At 60.9% G+C, this 25442-nt stretch carries 23 protein-coding genes and 1 tRNA gene; 15 read left to right on the plus strand and 9 right to left on the minus strand.

The annotated features are described in order from the left end of the window. Positions 1-116 precede the first annotated feature (116 nt). The 3 genes from PspCFBP13509_RS21565 to PspCFBP13509_RS21575 all read left to right on the plus strand — a co-directional run bounded on the left by PspCFBP13509_RS21565 (position 117) and on the right by PspCFBP13509_RS21575 (position 3383). The gene (locus PspCFBP13509_RS21565; protein WP_074847523.1) at positions 117-581 is read left to right on the plus strand and encodes an LTXXQ domain protein; all 465 of its coding nucleotides are present in this window, start codon (positions 117-119) and stop codon (positions 579-581) included. Positions 582-649: 68 nt separating this feature from the next. Beyond that, positions 650-1993 carry a sensor histidine kinase gene (locus PspCFBP13509_RS21570; RefSeq protein WP_137212667.1) on the plus strand — a complete coding sequence of 448 codons (1344 nt, stop codon included), beginning with the start codon at positions 650-652 and terminating at the stop codon, positions 1991-1993. Positions 1994-2033: 40 nt separating this feature from the next. After that, on the plus strand, positions 2034-3383 hold the full coding sequence (locus PspCFBP13509_RS21575) for a CoA transferase (protein WP_074847525.1): 1350 nt from the start codon (positions 2034-2036) through the stop codon (positions 3381-3383). 104 nt (positions 3384-3487) lie between these two features. On the opposite strand, the gene arcD (PspCFBP13509_RS21580) is transcribed toward PspCFBP13509_RS21575, so the two are convergent. Then, a complete protein-coding gene (arcD, locus tag PspCFBP13509_RS21580; RefSeq protein WP_065925911.1) occupies positions 3488-4915 on the minus strand; it encodes an arginine-ornithine antiporter in 1428 nt (475 codons plus the stop codon). 442 nt (positions 4916-5357) lie between these two features. Between arcD (PspCFBP13509_RS21580) and arcD (PspCFBP13509_RS21585) the strand changes: the two genes are divergently transcribed. The 12 genes from arcD (PspCFBP13509_RS21585) (at position 5358) to PspCFBP13509_RS21645 (ending at position 19699) form a co-directional block, all read left to right on the plus strand. Beyond that, complete coding sequence (arcD, locus tag PspCFBP13509_RS21585; protein ID WP_065925910.1) at positions 5358-6785, plus strand: arginine-ornithine antiporter; 1428 nt, start codon at positions 5358-5360, stop codon at positions 6783-6785. A gap of 24 nt (positions 6786-6809) precedes the next feature. Next, on the plus strand, positions 6810-8066 hold the full coding sequence (arcA, locus tag PspCFBP13509_RS21590) for an arginine deiminase (protein WP_027605560.1): 1257 nt from the start codon (positions 6810-6812) through the stop codon (positions 8064-8066). A 12-nt stretch (positions 8067-8078) separates the two neighbouring features. Then, the gene (locus tag PspCFBP13509_RS21595; protein WP_015885593.1) at positions 8079-9089 is read left to right on the plus strand and encodes an ornithine carbamoyltransferase; all 1011 of its coding nucleotides are present in this window, start codon (positions 8079-8081) and stop codon (positions 9087-9089) included. Positions 9090-9237: 148 nt separating this feature from the next. After that, entirely contained in the window at positions 9238-10167 is a 930-nt protein-coding gene (arcC, locus tag PspCFBP13509_RS21605) for a carbamate kinase (protein ID WP_065925908.1), read from the plus strand. 18 nt (positions 10168-10185) lie between these two features. After that, positions 10186-10548, plus strand: coding sequence for a DUF5064 family protein (locus PspCFBP13509_RS21610; protein WP_065925907.1), 363 nt, complete (start codon positions 10186-10188; stop codon positions 10546-10548). A 210-nt stretch (positions 10549-10758) separates the two neighbouring features. Next, on the plus strand, positions 10759-12267 hold the full coding sequence (locus PspCFBP13509_RS21615; RefSeq protein WP_065925906.1) for a sigma-54-dependent transcriptional regulator: 1509 nt from the start codon (positions 10759-10761) through the stop codon (positions 12265-12267). A 308-nt stretch (positions 12268-12575) separates the two neighbouring features. Next, positions 12576-12959, plus strand: coding sequence for a glycine cleavage system protein GcvH (gene gcvH, locus PspCFBP13509_RS21620; RefSeq protein WP_027605554.1), 384 nt, complete (start codon positions 12576-12578; stop codon positions 12957-12959). Positions 12960-12969: 10 nt separating this feature from the next. Continuing rightward, a complete protein-coding gene (gene gcvP, locus PspCFBP13509_RS21625) occupies positions 12970-15810 on the plus strand; it encodes an aminomethyl-transferring glycine dehydrogenase (protein WP_137212668.1) in 2841 nt (946 codons plus the stop codon). A gap of 159 nt (positions 15811-15969) precedes the next feature. Next, on the plus strand, positions 15970-17346 hold the full coding sequence (locus PspCFBP13509_RS21630; protein ID WP_065925904.1) for an L-serine ammonia-lyase: 1377 nt from the start codon (positions 15970-15972) through the stop codon (positions 17344-17346). 39 nt (positions 17347-17385) lie between these two features. Further along, positions 17386-18510, plus strand: coding sequence for a glycine cleavage system aminomethyltransferase GcvT (gene gcvT, locus PspCFBP13509_RS21635; RefSeq protein WP_065925903.1), 1125 nt, complete (start codon positions 17386-17388; stop codon positions 18508-18510). Positions 18511-18903: 393 nt separating this feature from the next. After that, positions 18904-19116: a cold-shock protein gene (locus PspCFBP13509_RS21640; RefSeq protein WP_014339904.1), complete on the plus strand. Its 213-nt coding sequence runs from the start codon at positions 18904-18906 to the stop codon at positions 19114-19116. Between the two features lie 94 nt (positions 19117-19210). Next, on the plus strand, positions 19211-19699 hold the full coding sequence (locus PspCFBP13509_RS21645) for an RDD family protein (RefSeq protein ID WP_065925902.1): 489 nt from the start codon (positions 19211-19213) through the stop codon (positions 19697-19699). A gap of 75 nt (positions 19700-19774) precedes the next feature. Here the strand turns inward: PspCFBP13509_RS21645 and nadA are convergent, their stop codons facing one another. The 8 genes from nadA to pal form a co-directional block, all read right to left on the minus strand. Beyond that, positions 19775-20833 (minus strand): quinolinate synthase NadA, encoded by a 1059-nt coding sequence (nadA, locus tag PspCFBP13509_RS21650; protein WP_065925901.1) that lies wholly within the window; start codon positions 20831-20833, stop codon positions 19775-19777. 281 nt (positions 20834-21114) lie between these two features. Beyond that, entirely contained in the window at positions 21115-21498 is a 384-nt protein-coding gene (locus PspCFBP13509_RS21655) for a MerR family transcriptional regulator (protein ID WP_065947881.1), read from the minus strand. Positions 21499-21661: 163 nt separating this feature from the next. Further along, positions 21662-22240: an NAD(P)H-dependent oxidoreductase gene (locus PspCFBP13509_RS21660; protein WP_065925899.1), complete on the minus strand. Its 579-nt coding sequence runs from the start codon at positions 22238-22240 to the stop codon at positions 21662-21664. 192 nt (positions 22241-22432) lie between these two features. Beyond that, a tRNA-Lys gene (locus PspCFBP13509_RS21665) sits at positions 22433-22508 on the minus strand. Positions 22509-22571: 63 nt separating this feature from the next. Continuing rightward, entirely contained in the window at positions 22572-23249 is a 678-nt protein-coding gene (gene queC, locus PspCFBP13509_RS21670; RefSeq protein ID WP_137212669.1) for a 7-cyano-7-deazaguanine synthase QueC, read from the minus strand. Position 23250: 1 nt separating this feature from the next. Then, positions 23251-23898 carry a 7-carboxy-7-deazaguanine synthase QueE gene (gene queE, locus PspCFBP13509_RS21675; RefSeq protein WP_027605545.1) on the minus strand — a complete coding sequence of 216 codons (648 nt, stop codon included), beginning with the start codon at positions 23896-23898 and terminating at the stop codon, positions 23251-23253. Between the two features lie 163 nt (positions 23899-24061). Then, positions 24062-24898 (minus strand): tol-pal system protein YbgF, encoded by an 837-nt coding sequence (ybgF, locus tag PspCFBP13509_RS21680; RefSeq protein ID WP_027605544.1) that lies wholly within the window; start codon positions 24896-24898, stop codon positions 24062-24064. Between the two features lie 6 nt (positions 24899-24904). Next, positions 24905-25405: a peptidoglycan-associated lipoprotein Pal gene (gene pal / locus PspCFBP13509_RS21685; protein WP_003209827.1), complete on the minus strand. Its 501-nt coding sequence runs from the start codon at positions 25403-25405 to the stop codon at positions 24905-24907. Positions 25406-25442: the final 37 nt, after the last annotated feature.

Consider the following 25442-nt stretch of genomic DNA (forward strand, 5'->3'; position numbering starts at 1 on the left):
AACTTGCAGCTGCCGCCCCCCTTACCAAACCTTTACCCTCTCCTGACGGCGGCTGACCTTGATCTCCGTAATCTACTCACATCCGGACTCACCGGAATAGAGACAGGAGAATCACCATGCGCAAGACCCTTATCGCTTTGATGTTCGCCGCCGCCCTGCCGACCGTTGCCATGGCCGCACTGCCTGAAGGCCCGGGCCCGATGGGCGGCCCTGAAGGGCACATGATGGGTGGCCCGGGCCACGGCGGTGAACACGGTCCGCGTGGCAAAGGCGGCCCCTTCAGCCAACTGGACCTGAGCCGCGAACAGCGCGAGCAGATCGGCAAGCTGATGGGTGACCAATGGCACGCTCGCAAGGACCTGGTCAAAAAGTACCTGGACAAACTCCCGGCCGCCGACCAGAAAGCCATGCAGGATGAAATCGCCGCCGGCAAGCAGAAAACCCAGGCCGATATCCGTGCCGTGCTCAAGCCTGACCAGCAGAAGAAGTTCGACGAGATCGTCAAGAAGCAAGAACAGCGCCGTGCAGAATGGAAGGAATTCCAGGCCTGGAAAGCGCAACAGTCGCAAAAAGCGCAATAATGCACCCGCGTTAACACTCCCAGCCCAGTGGCCACCGCCACTGGGCTTTTCCTGTTTGAGGGTTTCCTGTGCGTTCATTGTTCTGGCGCATCCTGGCCAGTTTCTGGCTGGCCATCGCCCTGGTTGCCGGGTTGTCGATCCTGCTTGGGCACATGCTTAACCAGGATGCCTGGATTCTCAGCCGCCACCCCGGCCTCAATAACCTCGCGCAAGAGTGGACCCAACTCTACGAAGCCCAGGGCGAGGATGCCGCCCAGGACCTGCTGCAACAGCGCAAGCGCCAGTACCACATCGACGTGCAAGTGCTCAACGAAAGCGGCGAGCCGGTGGTGCGCGGCACTTTCCCGCGCCGCGCCGCTGCCTTTGAAGCCCGGCAGAACGACAGCAAGGAAGGCCATCTGCCCTGGCGACGCCTGACCGCCGAGTACACCAGCGAGAAGACCGGCGACACCTACCTGTTGATCTACCGCATCCCGCACCCGGAGCTGGACGAGTGGCACCGCAGCAGCCTGACATGGCCCTTGAGCGCACTGACGATTGCCCTGGTGGTACTGACCTTGTTCAGCCTGTTCGTCACCTTGTCCATCACCCGCCCACTAAGCCGCCTGCGCGGCGCCGTGCATGACCTCGGCCAGGCCACCTACCAGCAGAACAGCCTGGCGCAACTGGCTAACCGCCGCGATGAGTTCGGCGTACTCGCCACCGACTTCAACCGCATGGGCGCACGCCTGCAAAGCCTGATCGGCAGTCAACGCCAGCTGCTGCGCGACGTGTCCCATGAGCTGCGCTCGCCCCTCGCGCGCCTGCGCATCGCCCTGGCCTTGGCCGAGCGCGCCAGCCCCGAAGAACGGGAAAAACTCTGGCCACGCCTGACCCGCGAATGCGACCGCCTGGAAGCGCTGATCAGCGAGATCCTGGTGCTGGCCCGCGTCGATGCCGACAATGCCAGCGCCGAAGACATCGACCTCATCCCCCTGCTCAAAACCCTGCAAAAGGATGCCCAACTCAGCGCGCCGGACCAGGTGGTGCAACTGAGCACCGACGCAGACCTGCAACTGAAGGGCTGGCCGACCATGATCGAACGGGCTGTGGATAACCTGCTGCGCAATGCCCAGCGCTTCAACCCGCCGGGGCAACCGATCGATTTGCACGCCCAGCGCCAGGGCGAACGTATCCTGATCAGCGTGCGCGACCATGGCCCCGGCGTGGACGCCGAACACCTGAGCCAACTCGGTGAACCGTTCTACCGCGCTCCCGGCCAGACCGCCCAAGGCCACGGCCTGGGCCTGGCGATCGCGCGACGCGCGGCCGAACGCCACGGTGGCAGCCTGATCCTGGCCAATCACCCAGCCGGTGGTTTTATCGCCAGCATCGACCTGCCGTTGGAACCGGGAGTTGTCACGCCGGTGTGATGATCTTCTATAGTGGCCCCTCTCTTACGGAGGGCCTTTGATGACTGACCTGCTGACTCCCATCCAAGCCGCACTCGATCTACCCCACACCCCGCTGACCTTCACCGAGGCTGGCGCCCTGCCCTCGACCTTCGCTGTCACCGAGCTGGCCAGTGCCAGCATCGGCGCCGCCGGGCAGGCCGTCGCCCAGTTGATCCGGCAACGGACCGGGCGCCAGCCCGAGGTGAGTGTGGACCGACGCCTCGCCTCTTTCTGGTTCTCGTCCTCGATCCGCCCGCTGGGCTGGCAAGTGCCACCGTTGTGGGATCCGGTGGCCGGCGATTACGCCAGCGCCGATGGCTGGATTCGCCTGCATACCAACGCGCCTCATCACCGTGCCGCCGCCGAGCGGGTGCTGGGCAAGGTCGCCGACCGCGCCGGGATGGCCGGCAAGGTCGCGGCGTGGAACGCGGCAGAACTGGAACAGGCGATTGTCGACCAAGGTGGCTGCGCCGCGCAGATGCGTGCCTGGCAAGCCTGGCAGCAACATCCGCAGGGGTTGGCGGTGAACGCCGAGGCGCTGGTCCAACGCCAGACCTTCGAAACCACGACCGACAAACCCTGGCACGGTTCGCTGGCACGCCCGCTGGCCGGCCTCAAGGTGCTGGACCTGACCCGCGTATTGGCCGGCCCGGTGGCCAGTCGTTTCCTTGCCGGCCTCGGCGCGGATGTACTGCGCATCGACTCACCCACCTGGAACGAACCCGGTGTAGTCCCGGAAATGACCCTGGGCAAACGCTGCGCGCGCCTGGACCTGAAAACGCCCGAAGGTCGGCGGGTTTTCGAGCGTTTGCTCAGGGACGCCGACATCCTGTTCCACGGATACCGCGCTGACGCCCTGGAGCATCTGGGCTACACCGCCCCCGAACTGCAACACCTCGCCCCAGGCCTGATCGACGTCAGCCTCAACGCCTACGGCTGGAGCGGCCCGTGGCGTAATCGCCGGGGCTTCGACAGCCTGGTGCAGATGAGCAGCGGGATCGCCGAGGCCGGCATGCTCTGGAAACACGCGGATAAACCGGTGCCACTGCCGTTGCAGGCGCTGGATCACGCGACCGGGTATCTGATGGCGGCCAGTGCGATTCAGGCGCTGGGCGAACGGCTGCAGTCGGGGCGCGGTGGTTCGGCGCGGTTGTCGTTGGCACGCACCGCAACGTTACTGGTGCAAGCAGGCCAAGTGCCCGAGCAACCGTCGTTGCGCGAGGAAGAACCAGGGGATCAAGGCCTGGTCGTCGAACAGACCGCCTGGGGCCAGGCCCATCGGCTGCTGCCCCCGCTGACTATCAGCGGTACGCCATTGCAATGGGATTTGCCGGCGGGAGAATTGGGCTCCCACCGGCCTCAATGGTGACTTGACGGCCGCTATCGGCAGCAAGCCCCCCACACTTTGATGGGTGAACATATTCAAAATGTGGGAGGGGGGTTGCTCCCGATGAGGCCAGTACCGTCACCCCATCACAACGACAACACCCCGCTGTACAACCCATACGCCGCCAGCCCTGCACCGGCGATCACGCAGCTGAAAATGCCTTTCTCAACGTGGGTAAACAACGGCTGGCCCTGTTCGCGCTTGGCCAGGGCGAACAGGATCACGCCCGGCGCATACAGCAGCGCCGACAGCAGCAGGTATTTAAGGCCCCCGGCGTAGAGCAACCATACGGCGTAACCCAGGGCGATCAACCCCACCAGCAGGTCCTTGATGCGATGGCGGTGGGCACCTTCATAGGTTTCACCACGCCCGCTCAGCAACACCGCGTAAGCCGCCGACCACAGGTAAGGCACGAGGATCATCGACGACGCCAGGTAGATCAGGGTGGTGTAGGTGCTGTGGGAAAACAGCGTGATCACCAGGAAGACCTGGATCATCACATTGGTCAGCCACAAGGCGTTGACCGGCACCTGGTTGGCATTTTCCTTTTTCAGGAAGGCCGGCATGGTCTTGTCATGGGCGGTGGCATAGAGGATCTCGGCACACAGCAGCGCCCAGGACAACAAGGCCCCCAGCAGCGACACGGCCAGGCCGATACTGATCAGCAACGCGCCCCAGGGACCGACGATATGCTCGAGCACACCGGCCAGGGACGGGTTTTGCAGGCCGGCCAGCTCCGCCTGGCTCATGATGCCGAGGGACAACACATTCACCAGCACCAACAGCGCCAGCACGCCGAGAAAGCCGATCACCGTGGCCCGCCCCACGTCCGCGCGCTTCTCGGCCCGCGCCGAATACACACTGGCGCCTTCAATGCCGATAAACACAAATACCGTGACCAGCATCATATTGCGCACCTGGTCCACCACACTGCCCAATTGCGGCTTTTCCAGGCCCCAGATGTCAGCCGTGAAGATATCGGCCTTGAACGCCACGGCGGCGATCACCACGAACATCAGCAGCGGCACCAGCTTGGCCACGGTGGTGATCTGGTTGATGAACGCGGCTTCCTTGATCCCGCGCATCACCAGGAAATGCACGGCCCACAGCAGCAACGATGCGCAGCCGATGGCCACCGGCGTATTGCCTTGGCCGAACACCGGGAAAAAATAGCCGAGGGTGCTGAACAGCAACACGAAATAACCGACATTGCCCATCCACGCGCTGATCCAGTAACCCCAGGCCGACGAAAAACCCATGTAGTCGCCGAAACCCGCCTTGGCGTAGGCGTACACCCCGGAATCCAGTTCCGGCTTGCGATTGGCCAAGGTCTGGAAGACAAACGCCAGGGTCAGCATGCCCACGGCGGTGATCGCCCAACCGATCAACACCGCGCCCACCTCCGCGCGCGCGGCCATGTTCTGCGGCAACGAGAAGATCCCCCCGCCAATCATCGAGCCCACCACCAAGGCAATCAGGGCGCCAAGCCGAAGTTTCTGGGCCGGTTGAGACATGCAGACTCCTGAATAAAATTTGAGCGGACAACCATGCACTCAACTAATTAACTCAGCGAGTGTAGCGTTTATTAAAGACAGCGATAAAACCGCCACGCTCATAACTCAGCGGCATGACAGTTTGCATAGTTTAGGCTTATTTACATTTTAAATACGCCGAATACTTTGTCGCTTCCAAGCTCTTTATTGTCGCCATTGCGAAAAGTTTGCACATTCAGGAAAACGGGCTAGTTTCAAACGTCCATACGCAGCACTAAATGATTGACCAAACCGCAGAGATCGCTCTGGAAAGCGCCTTTGCGCGGAAAACTACTGCCCACGACTTTCCAGTCTAAGTCATTAATTCACAATGGAATGTGCCAATGAAGTGATCTGAGTCAGCTGTTTGATTAGCGCACGGAATTATTCTGTGGTCTCTCTTCTCCTGCATTGGAGTTATGCGATGTCTGAATCTCCCGGAAAACTTCGATTGGGTGCACTGGTTGCACTTGTCGTCGGCTCAATGATTGGCGGCGGGATCTTCTCTCTGCCGCAAAACATGGCCGCCAGTGCCGATGTTGGCGCGGTATTGATCGGTTGGGTAATTACCGCCGTGGGCATGCTGACCCTGGCCTTCGTCTTCCAGACCCTGGCCAATCGCAAACCTGATCTGGACGGCGGCGTCTACGCCTACGCCAAGGCCGGCTTCGGTGACTACATGGGCTTTTCGTCGGCCTGGGGTTACTGGATCAGCGCCTGGCTGGGCAACGTCGGTTACTTCGTCCTCCTGTTCAGCACCCTCGGTTACTTCTTCCCGATCTTTGGCGAAGGCAATACGCCTGCGGCGGTGATTGGCGCGTCGGTCTTGCTGTGGGCCGTGCACTTTCTGGTGCTGCGCGGGATAAAGGAAGCGGCGTTCATCAACCTGGTGACCACCGTCGCCAAGGTGGTGCCGCTGGTGCTGTTCGTGTTGATCGCCGTGTTCGCCTTCAAGCTGGACATCTTCACCGCTGACATCTGGGGCGTGAAGAACCCGGACCTGGGCAGCGTGATGAACCAGGTGCGCAACATGATGCTGGTCACCGTGTGGGTGTTCATCGGTATCGAAGGCGCGAGCATCTTCTCGGCACGCGCCGAAAAACGCAGCGACGTCGGCAAGGCCACCGTGATCGGTTTTATCACCGTGCTGCTGTTCCTGATGCTGGTGAACGTGCTGTCCCTGGGCATCATGACCCAACCGGAGCTGGCCAAGCTGCAGAACCCGTCGATGGCCGCCGTGCTGGAGCATGTGGTGGGCCACTGGGGTGCGGTGCTGATCAGCGTCGGCTTGATCATCTCGTTGCTGGGTGCGCTGCTGTCGTGGGTGCTGCTGTGTGCGGAGATCATGTTCGCCGCCGCCAAGGACCACACCATGCCGGAGTTCCTGCGCAAGGAAAACGCCAACCATGTGCCGGCCAACGCCCTGTGGTTGACCAACGCCATGGTCCAGATATTCCTGGTGATCACGCTGTTTTCCGCCAGTACCTACCTGTCGCTGATCTACCTCGCCACCTCGATGATCCTGGTGCCTTACCTGTGGTCGGCGGCCTACGCGCTGCTGCTGGCGGTACGCGGCGAAACCTACGAAAACGCCCTCAAGGAGCGTAGGAAGGACCTGTTTATCGGCGCGGTCGCACTGATCTACGCGGTCTGGCTGCTCTATGCCGGCGGCACCAAGTACCTGCTGTTGTCCGCCCTGCTCTATGCCCCCGGCGCGATCCTGTTCGCCAAGGCCAAGCATGAACTGGGCAAACCGATTTTCACCAACGTCGAGAAGCTGATTTTCGCCGCAGTCGTCATTGGCGCCCTGGTGGCTGCCTATGGCCTCTACGACGGCTTCCTGACTCTGTAACTGATGTTCACTGGAGGATCTGTAATGACCACGGAAAAAGTGAAGTACGGCGTACATTCCGAAGCCGGCAAACTGCGCAAAGTCATGGTGTGCTCCCCAGGCTTGGCCCACCAGCGGCTGACCCCTAACAACTGCGATGAACTGCTGTTCGATGACGTGCTCTGGGTAGCCCAGGCCAAGCGCGACCATTTCGACTTCGTGACCAAGATGCGCGAACGGGACATCGATGTGCTGGAAATGCACAACCTGCTGACCGATATCGTTGCCAACCCCGAAGCCCTGGACTGGATCCTGGAACGAAAGATCACTTCCAACACCGTGGGCCTGGGCCTGGTCGAGGAAGTCAGCTCCTGGCTGCGCAGCCTTGAGCCGCGCAAGATCGCCGAGTTCCTGATCGGTGGCGTGTCAGCCGATGACCTGCCGAGCAGCTTCGGTGGCAAGACCATCGAGATGTTCCGCGACTTCCTCGGCCACGCCAGTTTTATCCTGCCGCCGCTGCCCAACACCCAGTTCACCCGCGACACCACCTGCTGGATCTACGGCGGCGTGACGCTCAACCCGATGTACTGGCCGGCGCGACGCCAGGAAACCCTGCTGGCGAGCGCCATCTACAAATTCCACCCCGAGTTCACCAACGCGGACTTCCAGATCTGGTACGGCGACCCCGACCAGGAACACGGTGCCGCCACGCTGGAAGGCGGTGACGTCATGCCGATTGGCAATGGCGTGGTGTTGATCGGCATGGGCGAGCGTTCGTCCCACCAGGCCATCGGCCAACTGGCGCGCAACCTGTTCAAGAACAAAGCGGTGGAACGGGTGATCGTTGCCGGTCTGCCGAAGTCCCGCGCGGCGATGCACCTGGACACCGTGTTCAGCTTCTGCGACCGCGACCTGGTGACCATCTTCCCCGAAGTGGTCAACCAGATCGTGCCCTTCACCCTGCGCCCTGACGAAAGCAAACCCCACGGCATCGACATTCAGCGGGAGAAAACCAACTTCCTCGAGACCGTGGCCGCAGCGCTCAACCTCAAGGCCCTGCGCGTGGTCGAGACCGGCGGCAACAGCTTCGCCGCCGAACGCGAGCAGTGGGACGACGGCAACAACGTGGTGGCCGTGGAGCCTGGCGTAGTGATCGGCTACGACCGCAACACCTACACCAACACCCTGCTGCGCAAGGCCGGCGTGGAAGTCATCACCATCAGCGCCGGTGAACTCGGCCGTGGCCGTGGCGGCGGCCACTGCATGACCTGCCCGATCATCCGCGACCCTATCGACTATTAAGGAGATTCCATCATGGCTTTCAATATGCGCAACCGCAGCCTACTGTCGCTGATGCACCACACCACCCGCGAACTGAATTACCTGCTGGATCTGTCCCGCGACCTCAAGCGCGCCAAATACACCGGCACCGAGCGTCCGCACCTGCAAGGCAAGAACATCGCGCTGATCTTCGAAAAAACCTCGACCCGCACCCGGTGCGCCTTCGAAGTGGCGGCCCACGACCAGGGTGCCCACGTCACCTATATCGACCCGGTGTCGTCGCAGATCGGCCACAAAGAAAGCATGAAAGACACCGCCCGCGTACTCGGTCGCATGTTCGACGCCATTGAATACCGTGGCTTCGAGCAGGAAATCGTCGAAGAACTGGCCAAGTTCGCCGGCGTGCCGGTGTTCAACGGCCTCACTGCCGAATTCCACCCGACCCAAATGATCGCCGACACCCTGACCATGCGCGAGCACAGCGACAAGCCGCTGCATGACATCAGCTACGCCTACCTGGGCGACGCGCGCTACAACATGGGTAACTCGCTGCTGATGATCGGCGCCAAGCTCGGCATGGACGTGCGCATCGGCGCGCCGAAAGCCCTGTGGCCCCATGAAGACTTCATCAAACAGTGCCAGGCCTTCGCCGAGGAAAGCGGCGCGCGCATTACCATCACCGAAGACCCGAAAGAAGCCGTCAAGGGCGTGGACTTCATCCACACCGATATCTGGGTGTCCATGGGTGAGCCGGTGGAAGCGTGGGACGAACGCATCGAGCAACTGCTGCCGTACCAGGTCAACGCCAAGATGATGAAAGCCTCGGGCAACCCTCGGGTGAAATTCATGCACTGCCTGCCGGCGTTCCACAACAGCGAAACCAAGGTCGGCAAGGACATCGCCGCACGTTATCCGAACCTGGCCAATGGTGTGGAAGTGACCGAGGAAGTCTTCGAGTCACCGGCCAACATCGCCTTTGAGCAGGCGGAAAACCGCATGCACACCATCAAGGCGATCCTGGTGTCGGCACTCGCGGATATCTAAACCCTGCTGCGATCCCACTGTAGGAGCGAGCTTGCTCGCGAAAAATTCAAGGGCACCGCGTTCATTCAGGATGGGCGCGTTATCGTTGACCTCCTTCGCGAGCAAGCTCGCTCCTACAAAGGATTACGAGCTCTAGAAGGATTGCAATATGCGCATCGTCGTAGCCCTGGGCGGCAACGCCCTCCTGCGCCGTGGTGAACCCATGACCGCAGACAACCAACGCGCCAATATCCGCATCGCCACCGAACAGATCGCCAAGATCCATGCCGGCAACGAACTGGTCATCGCCCACGGCAATGGCCCGCAGGTCGGCCTGCTGTCGTTGCAGGCGGCGGCCTACACCAGCGTTTCGCCGTACCCGCTGGACGTGCTCGGTGCCGAGACCGAAGGCATGATCGGCTACATCATCGAACAGGAACTGGGCAACCTGCTGGACTTCGAAGTGCCGTTCGCCACCCTGCTCACCCAGGTGGAAGTGGACGCCAAGGACCCTGCCTTCCAGAACCCGACCAAGCCCATCGGCCCGGTGTACTCCAAGGCCGAAGCGGAAAAACTCGCCGCCGAGAAAGGCTGGGCCATCGCCCCGGATGGCGATAAATATCGCCGCGTCGTGGCCAGCCCACGGCCCAAACGTATTTTCGAGATTCGCCCGATCAAGTGGCTGCTGGAAAAAAGCGCCATCGTGATCTGCGCCGGTGGTGGCGGTATCCCGACCCTGTACGGTGAAGACGGCAAGCTCAAAGGCATCGAAGCCGTGATCGACAAAGACCTGTGCTCCTCGTTGCTGGCCACGCAACTGGACGCCGATTTGCTGGTGATCGCCACCGACGTCAACGCCGCTTTTATCGACTTCGGCAAGCCGACCCAGAAAGCCATCGGCCAGGCCCACCCCGACGACATGGAAAAACTCGGCTTCGCCGCCGGTTCCATGGGCCCCAAGGTGCAAGCCGCCTGCGAGTTCGCCCGCCAGACTGGCAAAACCGCGGTGATCGGTTCACTCTCCGACATCGAAGCCATCGTCCAGGGCAGCGCCGGCACACGCATCAGCACGGCGACACCTGGCATCACCTATCTGTGAAGTAGAGGAGATACGCCTATGGCCACCTTTGAACCCGGTCACCTGCACGTCGAACGTCACGCACTGAACAAGGACGACTACAGCTACAACCTGTGTATCGACTACGAAGTCAGCCAGGACCCAAAGGAAGGCAAGGGCATGCTGTTCAAGCTGCACGGCTCGGTGCAGGGCAAGGACCTCAAGGAAGAGTTCTTCTTGCCCAAGGACCAGGCATTCGACTTTGCCCGGCATGCGATGAACATCGCGCAGAAGTATGGGATGCCGAAAATGGCAGTGCTCAATGGCTCGATGCACAAACAGTACGACCTGATGTTCGAGGATGTACGGCATCAACTGGATGTGAAATCCGGGGACCCGATCAAACCTGAACACTTGGAATAACCCGGTAGGACTGACACAACACTGTGCAAAATGTGGGAGGGGGCTTGCTCCCGATAGCAGGTTGTCAGTCAGCTTATTTTCAGCTGACACACCGCCATCGGGAGCAAGCCCCCTCCCACATTTTGATCTCCATTATTTGTCAGATTTCACCTGTGCCCCGCTCCAAGGCATACTTGCCGCCTCCCACTCTCCAGAACTGCTAAGCGCCCCATGCGTATCCACGTCAGCTTCATCGACCGCGTCGGCATTACCCAGGAAGTCCTGGCCTTGCTTGGTGGGCGCAATCTCAACCTGGATGCGGTGGAAATGGTGCCGCCCAACGTCTATATCGATGCGCCGACCCTCAGCGCCGACGTGCTCGAAGAGCTGCGTGACGCGCTGTTCAGCGTGCACGGCGTACAAGCGGTGACGGTGGTGGACATCCTTCCCGGCCAACGCCGCCACCTGCAACTCGACGCCCTGCTGGCGGCCATGACCGACCCGGTGCTGGCCCTGGACAGCGCGGGCAAGATCCTGCTGGCCAACCCGGCGCTGATCGCGCTGTACGGTCGCGAACCGGCCGGGGAAAGTATCGCCGAGCTGTTCAATGACTCGGCCTTGCTGGACACCTTGCTGGAAAACGGCTTTCGCCTGCCCTTGCGTGAAATCAGCGTCAACGGCCAGACGCTTTTGCTCGACGCCACGCCGATCACCGATGCCGGCGCCCTGCTCACCCTGTACCAACCCAACCGCATCGGCGAACAACTGTCGGCGCTGCACCACGATCATGCCGAAGGCTTTGATGCGCTGCTGGGCGAATCCCCGGTGATCCGCACCCTCAAGGCACGCGCACAACGGGTGGCCGCGCTCGATGCGCCGCTGTTGATCCAGGGCGAAACCGGCACCGGCAAGGAGTTGGTGGCGCGGGCCTGCCATGCCATCAGCGCGCGCCACAGTGCGCCGTTTTTGGCGCTGAACTGCGCGGCGCTGCCGGAGAATCTCGCCGAGAGTGAATTGTTCGGCTACGCCCCCGGCGCCTTTACCGGCGCCCAACGCGGCGGCAAGCCGGGGCTGATGGAGCTGGCCAACCAGGGCACGGTGTTTCTCGATGAAATCGGCGAAATGTCGCCCTATTTGCAAGCCAAGCTGCTGCGTTTTCTCAACGACGGCAGCTTCCGCCGGGTCGGCGGCGACCGCGAAGTGAAGGTCAATGTGCGCATCCTCAGCGCCACCCACCGCGACCTGGAAAAAATGGTCAGCGAAGGTACCTTCCGCGAAGACCTGTTCTACCGCCTCAACGTGCTCAACGTCGAAGTGCCGCCCCTGCGTGAGCGCGGCCAGGACATCCTGCTGTTGGCCCGCTACTTCATGCAGCAGGCCTGTGCACAGATCCAGCGTCCGGTATGCCGCCTGGCGCCCGGCACCTACCCGGCGCTGTTGGGCAACCGCTGGCCGGGCAATGTGCGCCAGTTGCAGAACGTGATCTTCCGCGCCGCCGCCATCTGCGAAAGCAGCCTGGTGGACATCGGTGACCTGGACATCGCCGGCACCTCCGTGGCCCGCCAGAACGACGGCGAAGTCGATAGCCTGGAACAGGCCGTCGAGGACTTCGAACGCAGCCTGCTGGAGAAACTCTACGTCAGTTACCCCTCGACCCGGCAGTTGGCCAGCCGCCTGCAAACCTCACACACCGCCATCGCCCACCGCTTGCGCAAGTACGGCATTCCAAACAAGCCCTGACTCGCTGCATGGAATGCATTTCCAAGTTTTGGTCTGAGAACGACATCCGCTGTACTGAAAGCGCTACAGTGGAACGATTTCGCTACAGCCCTGCTTTTTGCGCGCCATGCAAGGCTTTGATCCACATAGGCTTTTTTTCCCCGGCCTGACTGTAGCGAAATCGCTACAGCCAAACCGCATAAGCCTATACCCATATTTATTAAATTATTGATTTATAACGGATTAATAAGGTTGGCCGCGATATTGCTAAGCAACTCCCCATTATTCCAATCCCGCCCACCAGACGATTCTGGCCCTGAGGAGTTTCCATGAGCGAGTTGCGTTTCACTGAAGATCACGAATGGCTGCGCGCCGAAGCTGACGGCAGCGTCACCGTGGGTATCACCGCTTTCGCGCAGAACGCGCTCGGTGATGTGGTTTTCGTGCAACTGCCGGAGTTGCAGGCCTATGACAAGGGCGCTGAAGCGTCCACGGTTGAATCGGTCAAGGCCGCCAGCGGCGTGTACATGCCGTTGGACGGTGAAGTGCTGGAAGTGAACGCCAAGCTCGATGGCAGCCCGGAACTGGTCAACGAAGACCCGCTGGGCGAAGGCTGGTTCTTCCGCTTTAAACCGGCCGATGCCGGTGCGGTAGCTAAACTGTTGGATCAGGACGCGTACGACCGCCTGATCAAAGCCAACGCCGAAGCCTGAGGAGCGCGCCATGACCATCAATCTCAGCACCGCCAATGAGTTCATCGCCCGCCACATCGGCCCGCGCCAGGAAGATGAGCAGCGGATGCTCGCCAGCCTGGGCTTCGATTCCCTGGAAGCCCTGAGCGCCAGCGTGATCCCGGAAAGCATCAAGGGCACCAGCGTGCTCGGCCTGGAAGACGGCCTGGGCGAAGCCGAGGCCCTGGCCAGGATCAAGGCCATTGCCAGCCAGAACCAACTGTTCAAGACCTACATCGGCCAGGGCTACTACAACTGCCATACGCCGTCGCCGATCCTGCGCAACCTCCTGGAAAACCCGGCCTGGTACACCGCCTACACCCCCTACCAGCCAGAAATTTCCCAAGGCCGCCTGGAAGCGCTGCTGAACTTCCAGACCCTGATCAGCGACCTCACCGGCCTGCCGATCGCCAACGCCTCGCTGCTCGATGAAGCCACCGCCGCCGCCGAAGCCATGACCTTCTGCAAGCGCCTGAGCAAGAACAAGGGCAGCAACGCCTTCTTCGCCTCGGTCCACAGCCACCCGCAAACCCTCGACGTACTGCGCACCCGTGCCGAGCCGCTGGGCATCGACGTGGTGGTCGGCGATGAGCGCGAACTGACCGATGTCAGCCGGTTCTTCGGCGCCCTGCTGCAATACCCGGCCAGCAACGGTGACGTGTTCGACTACCGCGCGCTGACCGAGCGTTTCCATACCGCCAACGCCCTGGTGGCCGTGGCTGCCGATCTGTTGGCCCTGACCCTGCTGGCCCCGCCGGGTGAGTTCGGCGCCGATGTGGCAATCGGCAGCGCGCAACGCTTCGGCGTGCCGCTGGGCTTCGGTGGCCCGCACGCGGCGTACTTCTCCACCAAGGATGCGTTCAAGCGCGACATGCCGGGGCGTCTGGTCGGTGTGTCGGTAGACCGCTTCGGCAAGCCGGCCCTGCGCCTGGCCATGCAGACCCGCGAGCAACATATCCGCCGCGAGAAAGCCACCAGCAACATCTGCACCGCGCAAGTGCTGCTCGCCAACATCGCCAGCATGTATGCCGTGTACCACGGGCCCAAGGGCCTGACCCAGATCGCCAAGCGCATTCACCAGCTGACCGCGATGCTCGCCAAGGGCTTGACCGCGCTGGGCCTCAAGGTCGAGCAGGCACACTTCTTCGACACCCTGACCCTGCACACCGGCGCCGACACCGCTGCGCTGCACGACAAGGCCCGCGCCCAGCGCATCAACCTGCGCGTGGTGGACGCCGAGCGGGTTGGCCTTTCGGTCGACGAAACCACCACCCAAGGCGATATCGAAACCCTGTGGACGATCTTTGCCAATGGCAAAGCCCTGCCGGACGTCAACGCCACGGTGGACAGCCGCCTGCCCGACGCATTGCTGCGCCAGTCACCGATCCTCAGCCATCCGGTGTTCAACCGTTATCACTCGGAAACCGAGCTGATGCGCTACCTGCGCAAGCTGGCGGACAAGGACCTGGCCCTGGACCGCACCATGATCCCGCTGGGCTCGTGCACCATGAAGCTCAACGCCGCCAGTGAAATGATCCCGGTGACCTGGGCCGAGTTCGGTGCCCTGCACCCGTTCGCCCCGGCCGAGCAAAGCGCCGGCTACCTGCAACTGACCTCCGACCTGGAGGCCATGCTCTGCGCGGCCACCGGGTATGACGCGATCTCCCTGCAGCCGAACGCCGGTTCCCAGGGCGAGTACGCCGGCCTGTTGGCCATCCGTGCCTATCACCAGAGCCGTGGCGAAGCACGTCGCGACATCTGCCTGATCCCATCGTCGGCCCACGGCACCAACCCGGCCACCGCCAACATGGCCGGCATGCGTGTGGTGGTTACCGCCTGCGACGCCCGTGGCAACGTCGACATCGAAGACCTGCGCGCCAAGGCCATCGAGCACCGTGAGCACCTCGCCGCGCTGATGATTACCTACCCGTCCACCCACGGCGTGTTCGAAGAAGGTATCCGCGAAATCTGCGGGATCATCCACGACAACGGCGGCCAGGTGTACATCGACGGCGCCAACATGAACGCGATGGTTGGCCTGTGCGCACCGGGTAAGTTCGGCGGCGACGTGTCCCACCTGAATTTGCACAAGACCTTCTGCATCCCCCACGGCGGTGGCGGCCCGGGCGTTGGCCCGATTGGCGTCAAGTCCCACCTCACGCCCTTCCTGCCCGGCCACGCGGCCATGGCGCGCAAGGAAGGCGCGGTGTGTGCGGCACCGTTCGGCAGTGCAAGCATCCTGCCGATCACCTGGATGTACATCAGCATGATGGGCGGCGCAGGCCTCAAGCGCGCGTCGCAGCTGGCGATCCTGAATGCCAACTACATTTCCCGTCGGCTCGAAGAGCACTACCCCGTGCTGTACACCGGCAGCAACGGCCTGGTGGCGCACGAATGCATCCTCGACCTGCGCCCGCTGAAGGACAGCAGCGGCATCAGCGTGGATGACGTGGCCAAGCGCCTGATCGACTTTGGCTTCCACGCCCCGACCATGTCGTTCCCGGTGGCGGGTACGCTGATGATCGAGCCGACCGAAAGCGAGTCCAAGGAAGAACTGGACCGCTTCTGCGACGCGATGATCGCCATCCGCGAAGAAATCCGCGCGGTGGAAAACGGCACCCTGGACAAGGACGACAACCCGCTGAAAAACGCACCACACACCGCGGCGGAACTGGTTGGCGAATGGAGCCACCCATACAGCCGTGAACAAGCGGTGTACCCGGTCGCTTCGTTGATCGAAGGCAAGTACTGGCCACCGGTTGGCCGGGTTGACAATGTGTTTGGTGATCGCAATCTCGTATGCGCATGCCCTTCAATCGAGAGCTACGCGTAACCTGAGGCTGAACTCAATCAAATGTGGGAGGGGGCTTGCTCCCGATGGCGGTTTTACATTCAACATCTCTGTTGACTGACACACTGCCATCGGGAGCAAGCCCCCTCCCACATTGACCGAGTACCACCCAATACATAACAAGAAACCGGAGAACAACTCATGTCTTTAAGCGTGTTCGACCTGTTCAAGATTGGCATCGGCCCCTCCAGTTCCCACACCGTCGGCCCCATGCGTGCGGCCGCTCGGTTCGTCGAGGGCCTCAAGCGTGACAACCTGCTGAGCGCCACCACCGGCATCAAGGTGGAACTCTATGGCTCCCTCGGCGCCACCGGCAAAGGCCACGGCAGCGACAAGGCCGTGCTGCTGGGCCTGGAAGGCGAACACCCGGACACCGTGAACACCGAAACCGTGGCCGCACGCCTGGCGCAGATGCGCGGCGACGGTCGCTTGAACCTGCTCGGCGAACACAGCATTGCGTTCAACGAGAAAGAACACCTGGCGATGATTCGCAAACCCCTGGCCTACCACCCCAACGGCATGATTTTTCGTGCCTTTGATGCGGCGGGTATCCAGATCCGCAGCCGCGAGTACTACTCGGTGGGCGGCGGTTTTGTGGTGGATGAAGACGCCGCCGGTGCGGACCGGATCGTCGAAGACGCCACCCCACTGACGTTCCCGTTCAAGCATGCCAAGGACTTGCTCGGCCATTGCACCACCTACGGTCTGTCCATCAGCCAGGTGATGCTGACCAATGAAAGTGCCTGGCGCCCGGAAGCGCAAACCCGTGCCGGCCTGTTGAAGATCTGGCAGGTGATGCAGGACTGCGTGGCAGCCGGCTGTCGCAACGAAGGCATCTTGCCCGGCGGCCTGAAGGTCAAGCGTCGTGCCGCCGCCTTGCATCGCCAGTTGTGCAAGAACCCGGAGTCGGCCCTGCGCGACCCGTTGTCGGTGCTGGACTGGGTCAACCTGTACGCCCTGGCCGTCAACGAAGAAAACGCCAACGGCGGGCGCGTGGTCACGGCGCCCACCAACGGCGCGGCCGGGATTGTGCCGGCGGTGCTGCATTACTACATGCGCTTTATCCCCGGCGCGAATGAAGACGGCGTGGTGCGCTTTCTGCTCACCGCCGCCGCCATCGGGATTCTGTACAAGGAAAACGCGTCGATCTCCGGGGCCGAAGTCGGTTGCCAGGGTGAAGTCGGCGTGGCCTGCTCCATGGCCGCTGGCGCGTTGTGCGAAGTATTGGGCGGTACGGTTTCCCAGGTGGAAAACGCCGCCGAGATCGGCATGGAACACAACCTCGGCCTGACCTGCGACCCGATTGGCGGGCTGGTGCAGGTGCCCTGCATCGAGCGCAATGCCATGGGCTCGGTGAAGGCCATCAATGCGGTGCGCATGGCCTTGCGTGGCGACGGGCAACACTTCGTCTCGCTGGACAAGGTCATCCGCACCATGCGCCAGACCGGCGCCGACATGAAAAGCAAATACAAGGAAACCGCCCGTGGCGGTTTAGCGGTCAACATTATCGAGTGCTGACGCCTAAAGGCGCGCCGGCACGTTTTTCAGGAGCTGAACATGTCCACCGAAACCCTGTTGAAAACCCCATTGCACGCCCTGCACCTCGAGCTGGGTGCACGCATGGTGCCCTTCGCCGGCTACGACATGCCGGTGCAATACCCACTGGGCGTGATGAAGGAGCACCTGCACACCCGTGAACAGGCCGGGCTGTTCGACGTGTCCCACATGGGCCAGATCCGCCTGACCGGCGCCAATGCCGCAAAGGCCCTGGAAACCCTGGTGCCGGTCGACATCATCGACCTGCCGGTCGGCATGCAGCGCTACGCCATGTTCACCAATGACCAGGGCGGCATCCTCGACGACCTGATGGTGGCGAACCTGGGTAACGACGAACTGTTCCTGGTAGTCAACGCGGCCTGCAAGGACCAGGACCTGGCGCACCTGCGCCAGCATATCGGCGAGCAGTGCCGCATCGAGCCGCTGTTCGAAGAACGCGCGCTGCTGGCCCTGCAAGGCCCGGCCGCAGTGAAGGTATTGGCGCGCCTGGCCCCGGAAGTCACCCGGATGACCTTCATGCAATTCGCCCCGGTGCGCCTGCTGGGCGTGGACTGCTACGTCAGCCGCTCGGGCTACACCGGTGAAGACGGTTTTGAAATCTCCGTGCCTGCCGCCAGCGCCGAAAGCCTGGCGCGCAGCCTGCTGGCCGAGGACGAAGTGCAGGCCATCGGCCTGGGCGCCCGTGACTCGCTGCGCCTGGAAGCCGGCCTGTGCCTGTACGGCCACGACATGAACACTGAGACCACCCCGATCGAAGCCAGCCTCTTGTGGGCAATCTCCAAGGCCCGACGCACCGACGGTGCGCGTGCCGGTGGCTTCCCGGGTGCCGACCGCATCTTCACCCAGCAGCAAACCGGTGTAAGCCGCAAGCGCGTAGGCCTGCTGCCCCAGGAACGCACACCCGTACGTGAAGGCGCAGAGATCGTCGACGAACACGGCAGCGTGATCGGCAGCGTGTGCAGCGGTGGCTTTGGCCCGAGCCTGGGTGGCCCACTGGCCATGGGTTACCTGGACAGCGCATTCACCGCACTGGACACCGAAGTCTCTGCGTTGGTGCGTGGGAAAAAAGTGCCACTTCGTGTAAGCAAAATGCCATTTGTGCCGCAACGTTACTATCGTGGCTGATTGACTGTTCCTATAAGTAACGCGGTTGCGTTAACGTGCACTAATCTGTAACGCAACCGCCATAAAACAGTGCAGCAACGATAGGCATTATTATAGGAATTAACCTATAACAAGTGACCCATTCTATCGAATAAGTCGGTTCCACATTATTCAACGAAGTGTCATGAGGCCGAGCAAAACCTGGGCTTTTGCCAGGGCTTGTTTTTTCTCCATTAGTTGGCGTAGAGTTTGCCCACTGTGTTTGCATGGGTCGCTTGGAACCTGGACCTGGGCAGTAGCTGAAGTAGTTGTGCTACAACCCGTTCGACGTCTCTTACTTTCCTGCAACCCAGCCCAGTACTCTTTCATGTGAAAGGGGCTGTCATTAATTTTTAGCGTCAAGGAAATAAGAAAATGGCTGATCGTCAGAGCGGTACCGTCAAGTGGTTTAACGACGAGAAAGGGTTTGGTTTTATCACTCCAGAAAGCGGTCCGGATCTGTTCGTGCATTTCCGCGCTATTCAAGGCAACGGCTTCAAAAGCCTGAAGGAAGGCCAGAAGGTCACCTTCGTTGCAGTTCAAGGCCAGAAAGGCATGCAGGCTGACGAAGTACAAGCAGAAGGCTGATCCTTCCTGCGACAAAAAGCCCCTGACATGACATCAGGGGCTTTTTTATGGGCGCTATTCCGTAAAATGATTTTTTTCCTCTGAGAGCCCTGCCATGTCCAAACCCTTGCTGAGTCCCCAAGGCGAGTTCCCCGCCGTTGGCCTGGGCCGTCGCCTGGCAGCGATGTTCTATGACTTCCTGTTGTGCACCGCGCTGCTGATCGTCACCGCGTTTATCTACAAGCTGGTATGGATCGCGTTCGTGGGCGAAGCCAGGATGCGCACCCTCACCGAATCCGGCGCACTGGACGGTGACCCGCTGCTGTCGACGATTCTGTTCTTTGTGCTGTTTGGTTTCTTTGCCAAGTTCTGGACCCATTCCGGGCAAACCCTGGGCATGCAGGTCTGGGGCGTGCGCGTGCAAAACGCCGACGGCTCGCGGATCAGCCTGTGGCAGGCGCTGTTGCGCTTTGTGGTGTCGATTGCGTCATGGTTGTGCGTGGGGCTGGGGTTTGTCTGGTCGTTGTTCGACAAGCACAAACGCAGCTGGCATGACATCTACTCGGATACGCAGTTGGTGCGCATCCCGAAGCAAAAGAAATAATACCCTTCTTATTGGAGATCAAAATGTGGGAAGGGGCTTGCCCCCTCCCACATTTTCAACCGAGCTCGCCTCGATTCAGGCGTTACCGGCCAGCCTCAGGCGCGCAGCCTGGGTGAAATCCAGCATGCGCTTGAGCGGTCGCACGGCGTGAGGAATCACCGACGGCTCGACGAAGATCTCGTTACTGCCCTCACGCAGGCACTGCAGCGTGCGCTCCAGCGTATTCATCGCCATCCACGGGCAGTGTGCGCAACTGCGGCACGCGGCGCCGTTACCGGCCGTGGGCGCTTCGACGAAGACCTTGTCCGGGCACAGCTGCTGCATCTTGTAGAAGATGCCGCGGTCGGTCGCCACGATGAAGGTCTTGTTCGGCAGCCGCTGTGCCGCCGCAATCAATTGGCTGGTGGAGCCCACCGCGTCGGCCAGTTCGATCACCGAGGTCGGCGATTCCGGGTGCACCAGGATCGCTGCGTCCGGGTACAGCGCCTTCATGTCTTCCAACTGCTTGGACTTGAACTCCTCGTGGACGATGCACGCACCGTCCCACAGCAGCATGTCGGCGCCGGTCTGGCGCTGGATGTAGGTACCCAGGTGCTTGTCCGGGCCCCAGATGATGGTCTCGCCGTTGTCCATCAGGCTTTCGACGATTTCCAGCGCACAGCTGGAGGTCACCACCCAATCGGCCCGGGCCTTGACCGCCGCCGAGGTGTTGGCATACACCACCACGGTGCGTTCGGGATGCTGGTCGCAGAACGCCGAAAACTCATCCACCGGACACCCCAGGTCCAGGGAGCAGGTGGCTTCCAGGGTCGGCATGAGGATGCGTTTTTCGGGGGTGAGGATTTTGGCGGTCTCGCCCATGAAACGTACACCGGCGACCAGTACGGTCTTGGCCGGGTGGGCTGCGCCGAAGCGGGCCATTTCCAGGGAGTCGGAGACACAGCCGCCGGTTTCTTCGGCCAGGGCCTGGATCACCGGATCGCAATAGAAGTGGGCAACCAGCACCGCGTCCTGAGCCTTGAGCTCGGCAGCAATGGCGGCACGCAGGCTCGCCTCTTCCTCGGCGCTGAGGGCCTTGGGCTGCTTGGCGTCGAGGTGGGCTTGAACCAGTAGGCGTTCGGAAATGTGCGTCATGTTCGCAAGACCTGCAGGCGCAGTAGCGCGAAAGTCGAGTGTACCACCGGCTCTGGAGCCCTTCGGGCGCCGCCGGACGAAGTGATTGTGTTCATCAAGCACGGGTAAAGGTGAAGCTGCGCAAGGCTACAGAATATCCAATGGTTTCAAAAGCCTAATCTGGCTTTGACGCGTGTGCCTGTCGATTAAAAAACCGCAATGGTACCTTGGGTCTCCCCCGCCTTCAGACATCACCTCAAGCACATAGCCGTCAGCGGGCAGTGTTCATGCAGCAAGTTCGTTCAGACCGTTTTGGAAAGAGGCTCAAACTGGCATTGGTACCGGGCGTCCTTGAGGTTGCTTTCGAACTGCTCAAGACCGTCGTAGATGTTTTGCAGCCCTTCGATCTGGGCTTTCAGCTCGAGCTTTTTATCCGCAATCGCCTGGTTGGCCAAATCCCACGGCAGCTCCTGGCCCCGGTGATCCTGAAGGATCGCCTGCATTTCCTTGAGCTTGAAGCCCAACTGCTGAGCGCATTTGATAAACGTCAGCAGCTCGACGCTTTGCTGGCTATAGACCCGATACTTCCCTTCGCGCACCGGCGGCGGCAGCAAACCAATGTCTTCATAGTGGCGGATCGTCTTGACTGTCGTGCCCGACAACTGGGCAGCTTTGCCGATATACATGTAAAAGTCCTTTTTTATGGCGCAGAAGAGGCGCGTACTTTGGCGCGCCGCATCTTCACACATGTCTACGGGGTCGGAAACCCGAAGGTGGCAAAAGGCAGTGTAATTGGCAGGGATAAAGCCGGCATCGCCTGCTGCAAGGCGATGCTGTGCAACGGCTATGTCAGCGGCAAGCAATAGCCTGGGCTTGCTTGAGCCAGGCTTCGCGCTGGGAGTCGCCGGAACCGAGGATCGGCCCGAACGTGAGGGTCTTCAATGGTTTGATGCCGCAGAACTCCAGGGTAGTCTTGCGCATCTGGTGCAGGCCCGGCATGCAGTAGACCCACTTGTAGTACCACGGCGGGGTATCCATCGTGACCAGCAGGTGGGCCGTGCGCCCCTTCAAAAGCTTGTCGGGAAAGGCTTTGCCTTCGCGATACTTGAAGGCAAATCCGGGAAGGAATATTCGATCGAAGAAGCCTTTCATCAGGGCCGGAATTCCGCCCCACCAGATGGGATAGACAAACGCCAGGTGCTCAGCCCACGTGATATCGGCCTGGGCCTTGAGCAGATCGGGCTCCAGCAACTGAACCTGTTTGTAGCCATCGTGCAGCACTGGATCAAACCGCAGTGCATCCAGGCGTAACAGACGCACATCGTGCCCGGCCTCTGTGGCCGCCTTCACATAGGTGTCGGTCAATGCCCCACAGAAACTGTCGGTTGAGGGGTGCCCCAGAATCACCAGTACTCGCTTGCTCATCATCACTTCATCCTGAAAAGTCGAGCGGGCAGGATAGGGTGTGCCCGTAACAGGAGAGTCAACAGGGAGGTTTGCCAAATGCTGGTATAGCTTGGGTGCATTGCGCACCGGCAGGTAAGCACCAAATCGCAGGCAAAAAAAAACCCGGAAATCCTCACTTGCGTGGGCCTTCCGGATTTTCTAAACCGCCAAAAATGGTGGGTCGTGTGGGATTCGAACCTACGACCAATTGGTTAAAAGCCAACTGCTCTACCAACTGAGCTAACGACCCGCTGTGTGGTGGCGCGTATAATACTGATTTCTAAGGATTATTCAACACCTTATTTGAAATAAATCAGAAATAACGCGTCGGGTCCGTAATTCCGGCCATTTGGAAGCCCTCTACACGCAGCCGGCAGCTGTCGCATTTCCCACAGGCACGGCCGTCATCGTCTGCCTGATAGCAGGAAACTGTCAGCGAGTAATCGACACCGAGTCCTACGCCAGCCTTCACGATAGCGGCCTTGCTCAGGTTTTGCAGCGGTGCCTGGATCCGGAAACCCTGCCCTTCTACCCCGGCTTTTGTCGCCAAATTGGCCATACGCTCGAACGACTCGACGTATTCGGGGCGGCAGTCCGGGTAGCCGTTGTAATCAAGCGCGTTAACCCCGATGAAGATGTCACGGGCACTCAGAACCTCCGCCCAGCCCAGGGCCAGGGACAGGAACACGGTGTTGCGTGCCGGTACGTAGGTAACCGGGATGCCTTGGGTGGGGGCCTCTGGGACGTCGATAGTGCTGTCGGTCAAGGCCGAGCCACCCATGCCGTCGAGGTTCAGGCCAATCACCTTGTGTTCGACCACGCCCAAGTCTCGGGCCACACGGGCGGCTGCATCCAGCTCGGCGCGGTGGCGCTGACCGTAGTCGAAGCTCATGGTGTAACAGCTGTAACCTTCGGCGCGAACCATGGCCACTAGCGTTGCGGAATCGAGGCCACCTGACAGCAGGATGACCGCGCGCTTTTGATCAGTCATCTCAGCGCCCCGGTTCGTCGTTCCACAGGTATTTATGCAGCTGCAATTGCAGGCGTACGGGCAGGTTATCGGCAACCACCCAGTCGGCCAGATCGCGCGCGTTCAGGTCGTGGTGGCTGGGAGAGAACAATACCTCACCGGCACGGCGGTCAAGGCCGTACTGGATCAGCTTGGAATTGGCCCAGTCGTAGTCTTCACGGGAACAAATCACGAACTTGACCTGATCGTTGGGCGTCAGCAGTTCGATGTTCTCGTAGCGGTTGCGGTGCACTTCCTTGGAGCCCGGCGTCTTGAGGTCAACCACTCGGCTGACACGCGGGTCTACAGCGGAAATATCCAGGGCCCCACTGGTTTCCAGGGAGACCTCGTAACCGGCATCACACAGCTGTTTGAGCAAGGGGATGGCGTTGGGCTGGGCCAGGGGCTCGCCACCCGTTACACAGACGTAGCGGGGCCGGTAGCCGGCAACCTGCTCCAGGATGTCTTCGAGGGTGCGCACAGTGCCGCCACTGAAGGCGTAGGCGCTGTCACAGTATTGGCAACGCAAGGGGCAACCGGTCAGGCGCACAAAAACCGTGGGCAGGCCAGCGGTTCGCGTTTCACCCTGTAACGAGTAAAAAACTTCGGTGATGCGTAATGTGTCTTGCATAGTCGCCACGGGCGTAACAGCTAAACAGGCTGTCCGCCTCCGTCAGGCACTTCAAGGAACCCCGCCAACGCGTAGGCCCCAGGAAGCGTGTGTCATAAAAGGGCGTGGATTCTAACGAAAAAACCCGCGCCAGGCGCGGGTTTCTTCTAAACGGCTGCATCGCTTACAAGCGTTGCAGATCCCGTTGGGCCAACTGTGCAGCGGAGGTACCCGGATATTGGGCTACGACCTGCTGCAGAATGCCTTTGACCTTGTCGGTATGACCCAGGCGGCGTTCTACGTCAGCGAGTTTATACAGCGAGTCGGGCACCTTGGCGTGCTTGGGGTACAGCTGGCTGACCTTGGCAAATGCCTGGCCCGCCCCCTGCAGATCACCCTTTGCCAGATTCACCTCGCCCAACCAGTATTGGGCGTTGCCCGCGTACTGGCTGTTTGGGTAGCGGCCCAGGAAGGCGGTAAAGGCTTTGCTGGCCTTATCGAAATCCTTGGCCTTGATCAGGTCGAAGGCTGCATCGTAATACAGCTTTTCCTTCGCCGGATCACCCGGTTCACTGCTGGCGGCAGGGGCTTGGCTCGCAGCGGCGGCCCCTGCTGCTGCACCACCGATAGCCGCGCTGGGCGCGCCACCGGCAGAAGAATTATCAGGAGTAGCGGCAGGTGTAACACCGGCTCCTATACGTCGATCAAGATCCTGGTAACGCTCCAGGCCTTCCTGCTTCAGCTGACGCACCTCATTTTGCAGAACTTCAATGGTGCCTTGTTGCTGCGCCAATTGATCCTGCATGCGTTGCAGCTGGTTGAACAGTTCGCCCTGTGCCGAGGGAGCGGACGTAGCCGCCCCCCCAGCATAGGCGCCATTCGTGCCATAACCCGCTGGCGGATAACTGCTCCCGCTATTGTTATAGCCAGAGTTGCTATCTTCCACAGGAACCGCAGCCCACACCGCAAGCGGGGCGAGGCTGAGAGCCAATACAGTTAGAGCACGACGGCACGTTCGCATGACGAATTACTTACGCAGTTCGACGCGACGGTTTTGAGCCCAGGACTGCTCGTCGTGGCCAGTAGCAACTGGACGCTCTTTACCGTAGGAAACCAGTTCCAGTTGGCCTGGAGCAACACCTTGCAGTACCAGGTAGCGCTGAACGGCTTTCGCACGACGCTCGCCCAGTGCCATGTTGTACTCACGAGTACCACGTTCGTCAGTGTTACCTTCCAGAACAACGCGAGCGCCGTTAGCTTTCAGGTCCTTCGCGTGAACGTCCAGAGCGCGCATGGCTTCTGGTTTCAGGTCCGAACTGTCGTATTCGAAGTAGAAAGTGGTGATAGCGCGCAGAGCAGCTTCTTCGCTCAGGGAGCCGTCAACTGCACCAGTGTTAGCGCCGTAACCAGCGTTTGGATCAACAGCTGCGCCTTCACCGGCATTGTCGCCGCCTTTAGACGAGCAACCAACGGCTACGGACAGAGCCAGAGCCAGAGCAGCAAACTTACCAAACTTCAGCATTTCCATCGTGAAACTCCTAATGAACCCCAGTGTGTTAAGTACT

The sequence above is a fragment of the Pseudomonas sp. CFBP13509 genome (genome assembly GCF_005233485.1).
GTDB classification, from domain to species: domain Bacteria; phylum Pseudomonadota; class Gammaproteobacteria; order Pseudomonadales; family Pseudomonadaceae; genus Aquipseudomonas; species Aquipseudomonas marginalis.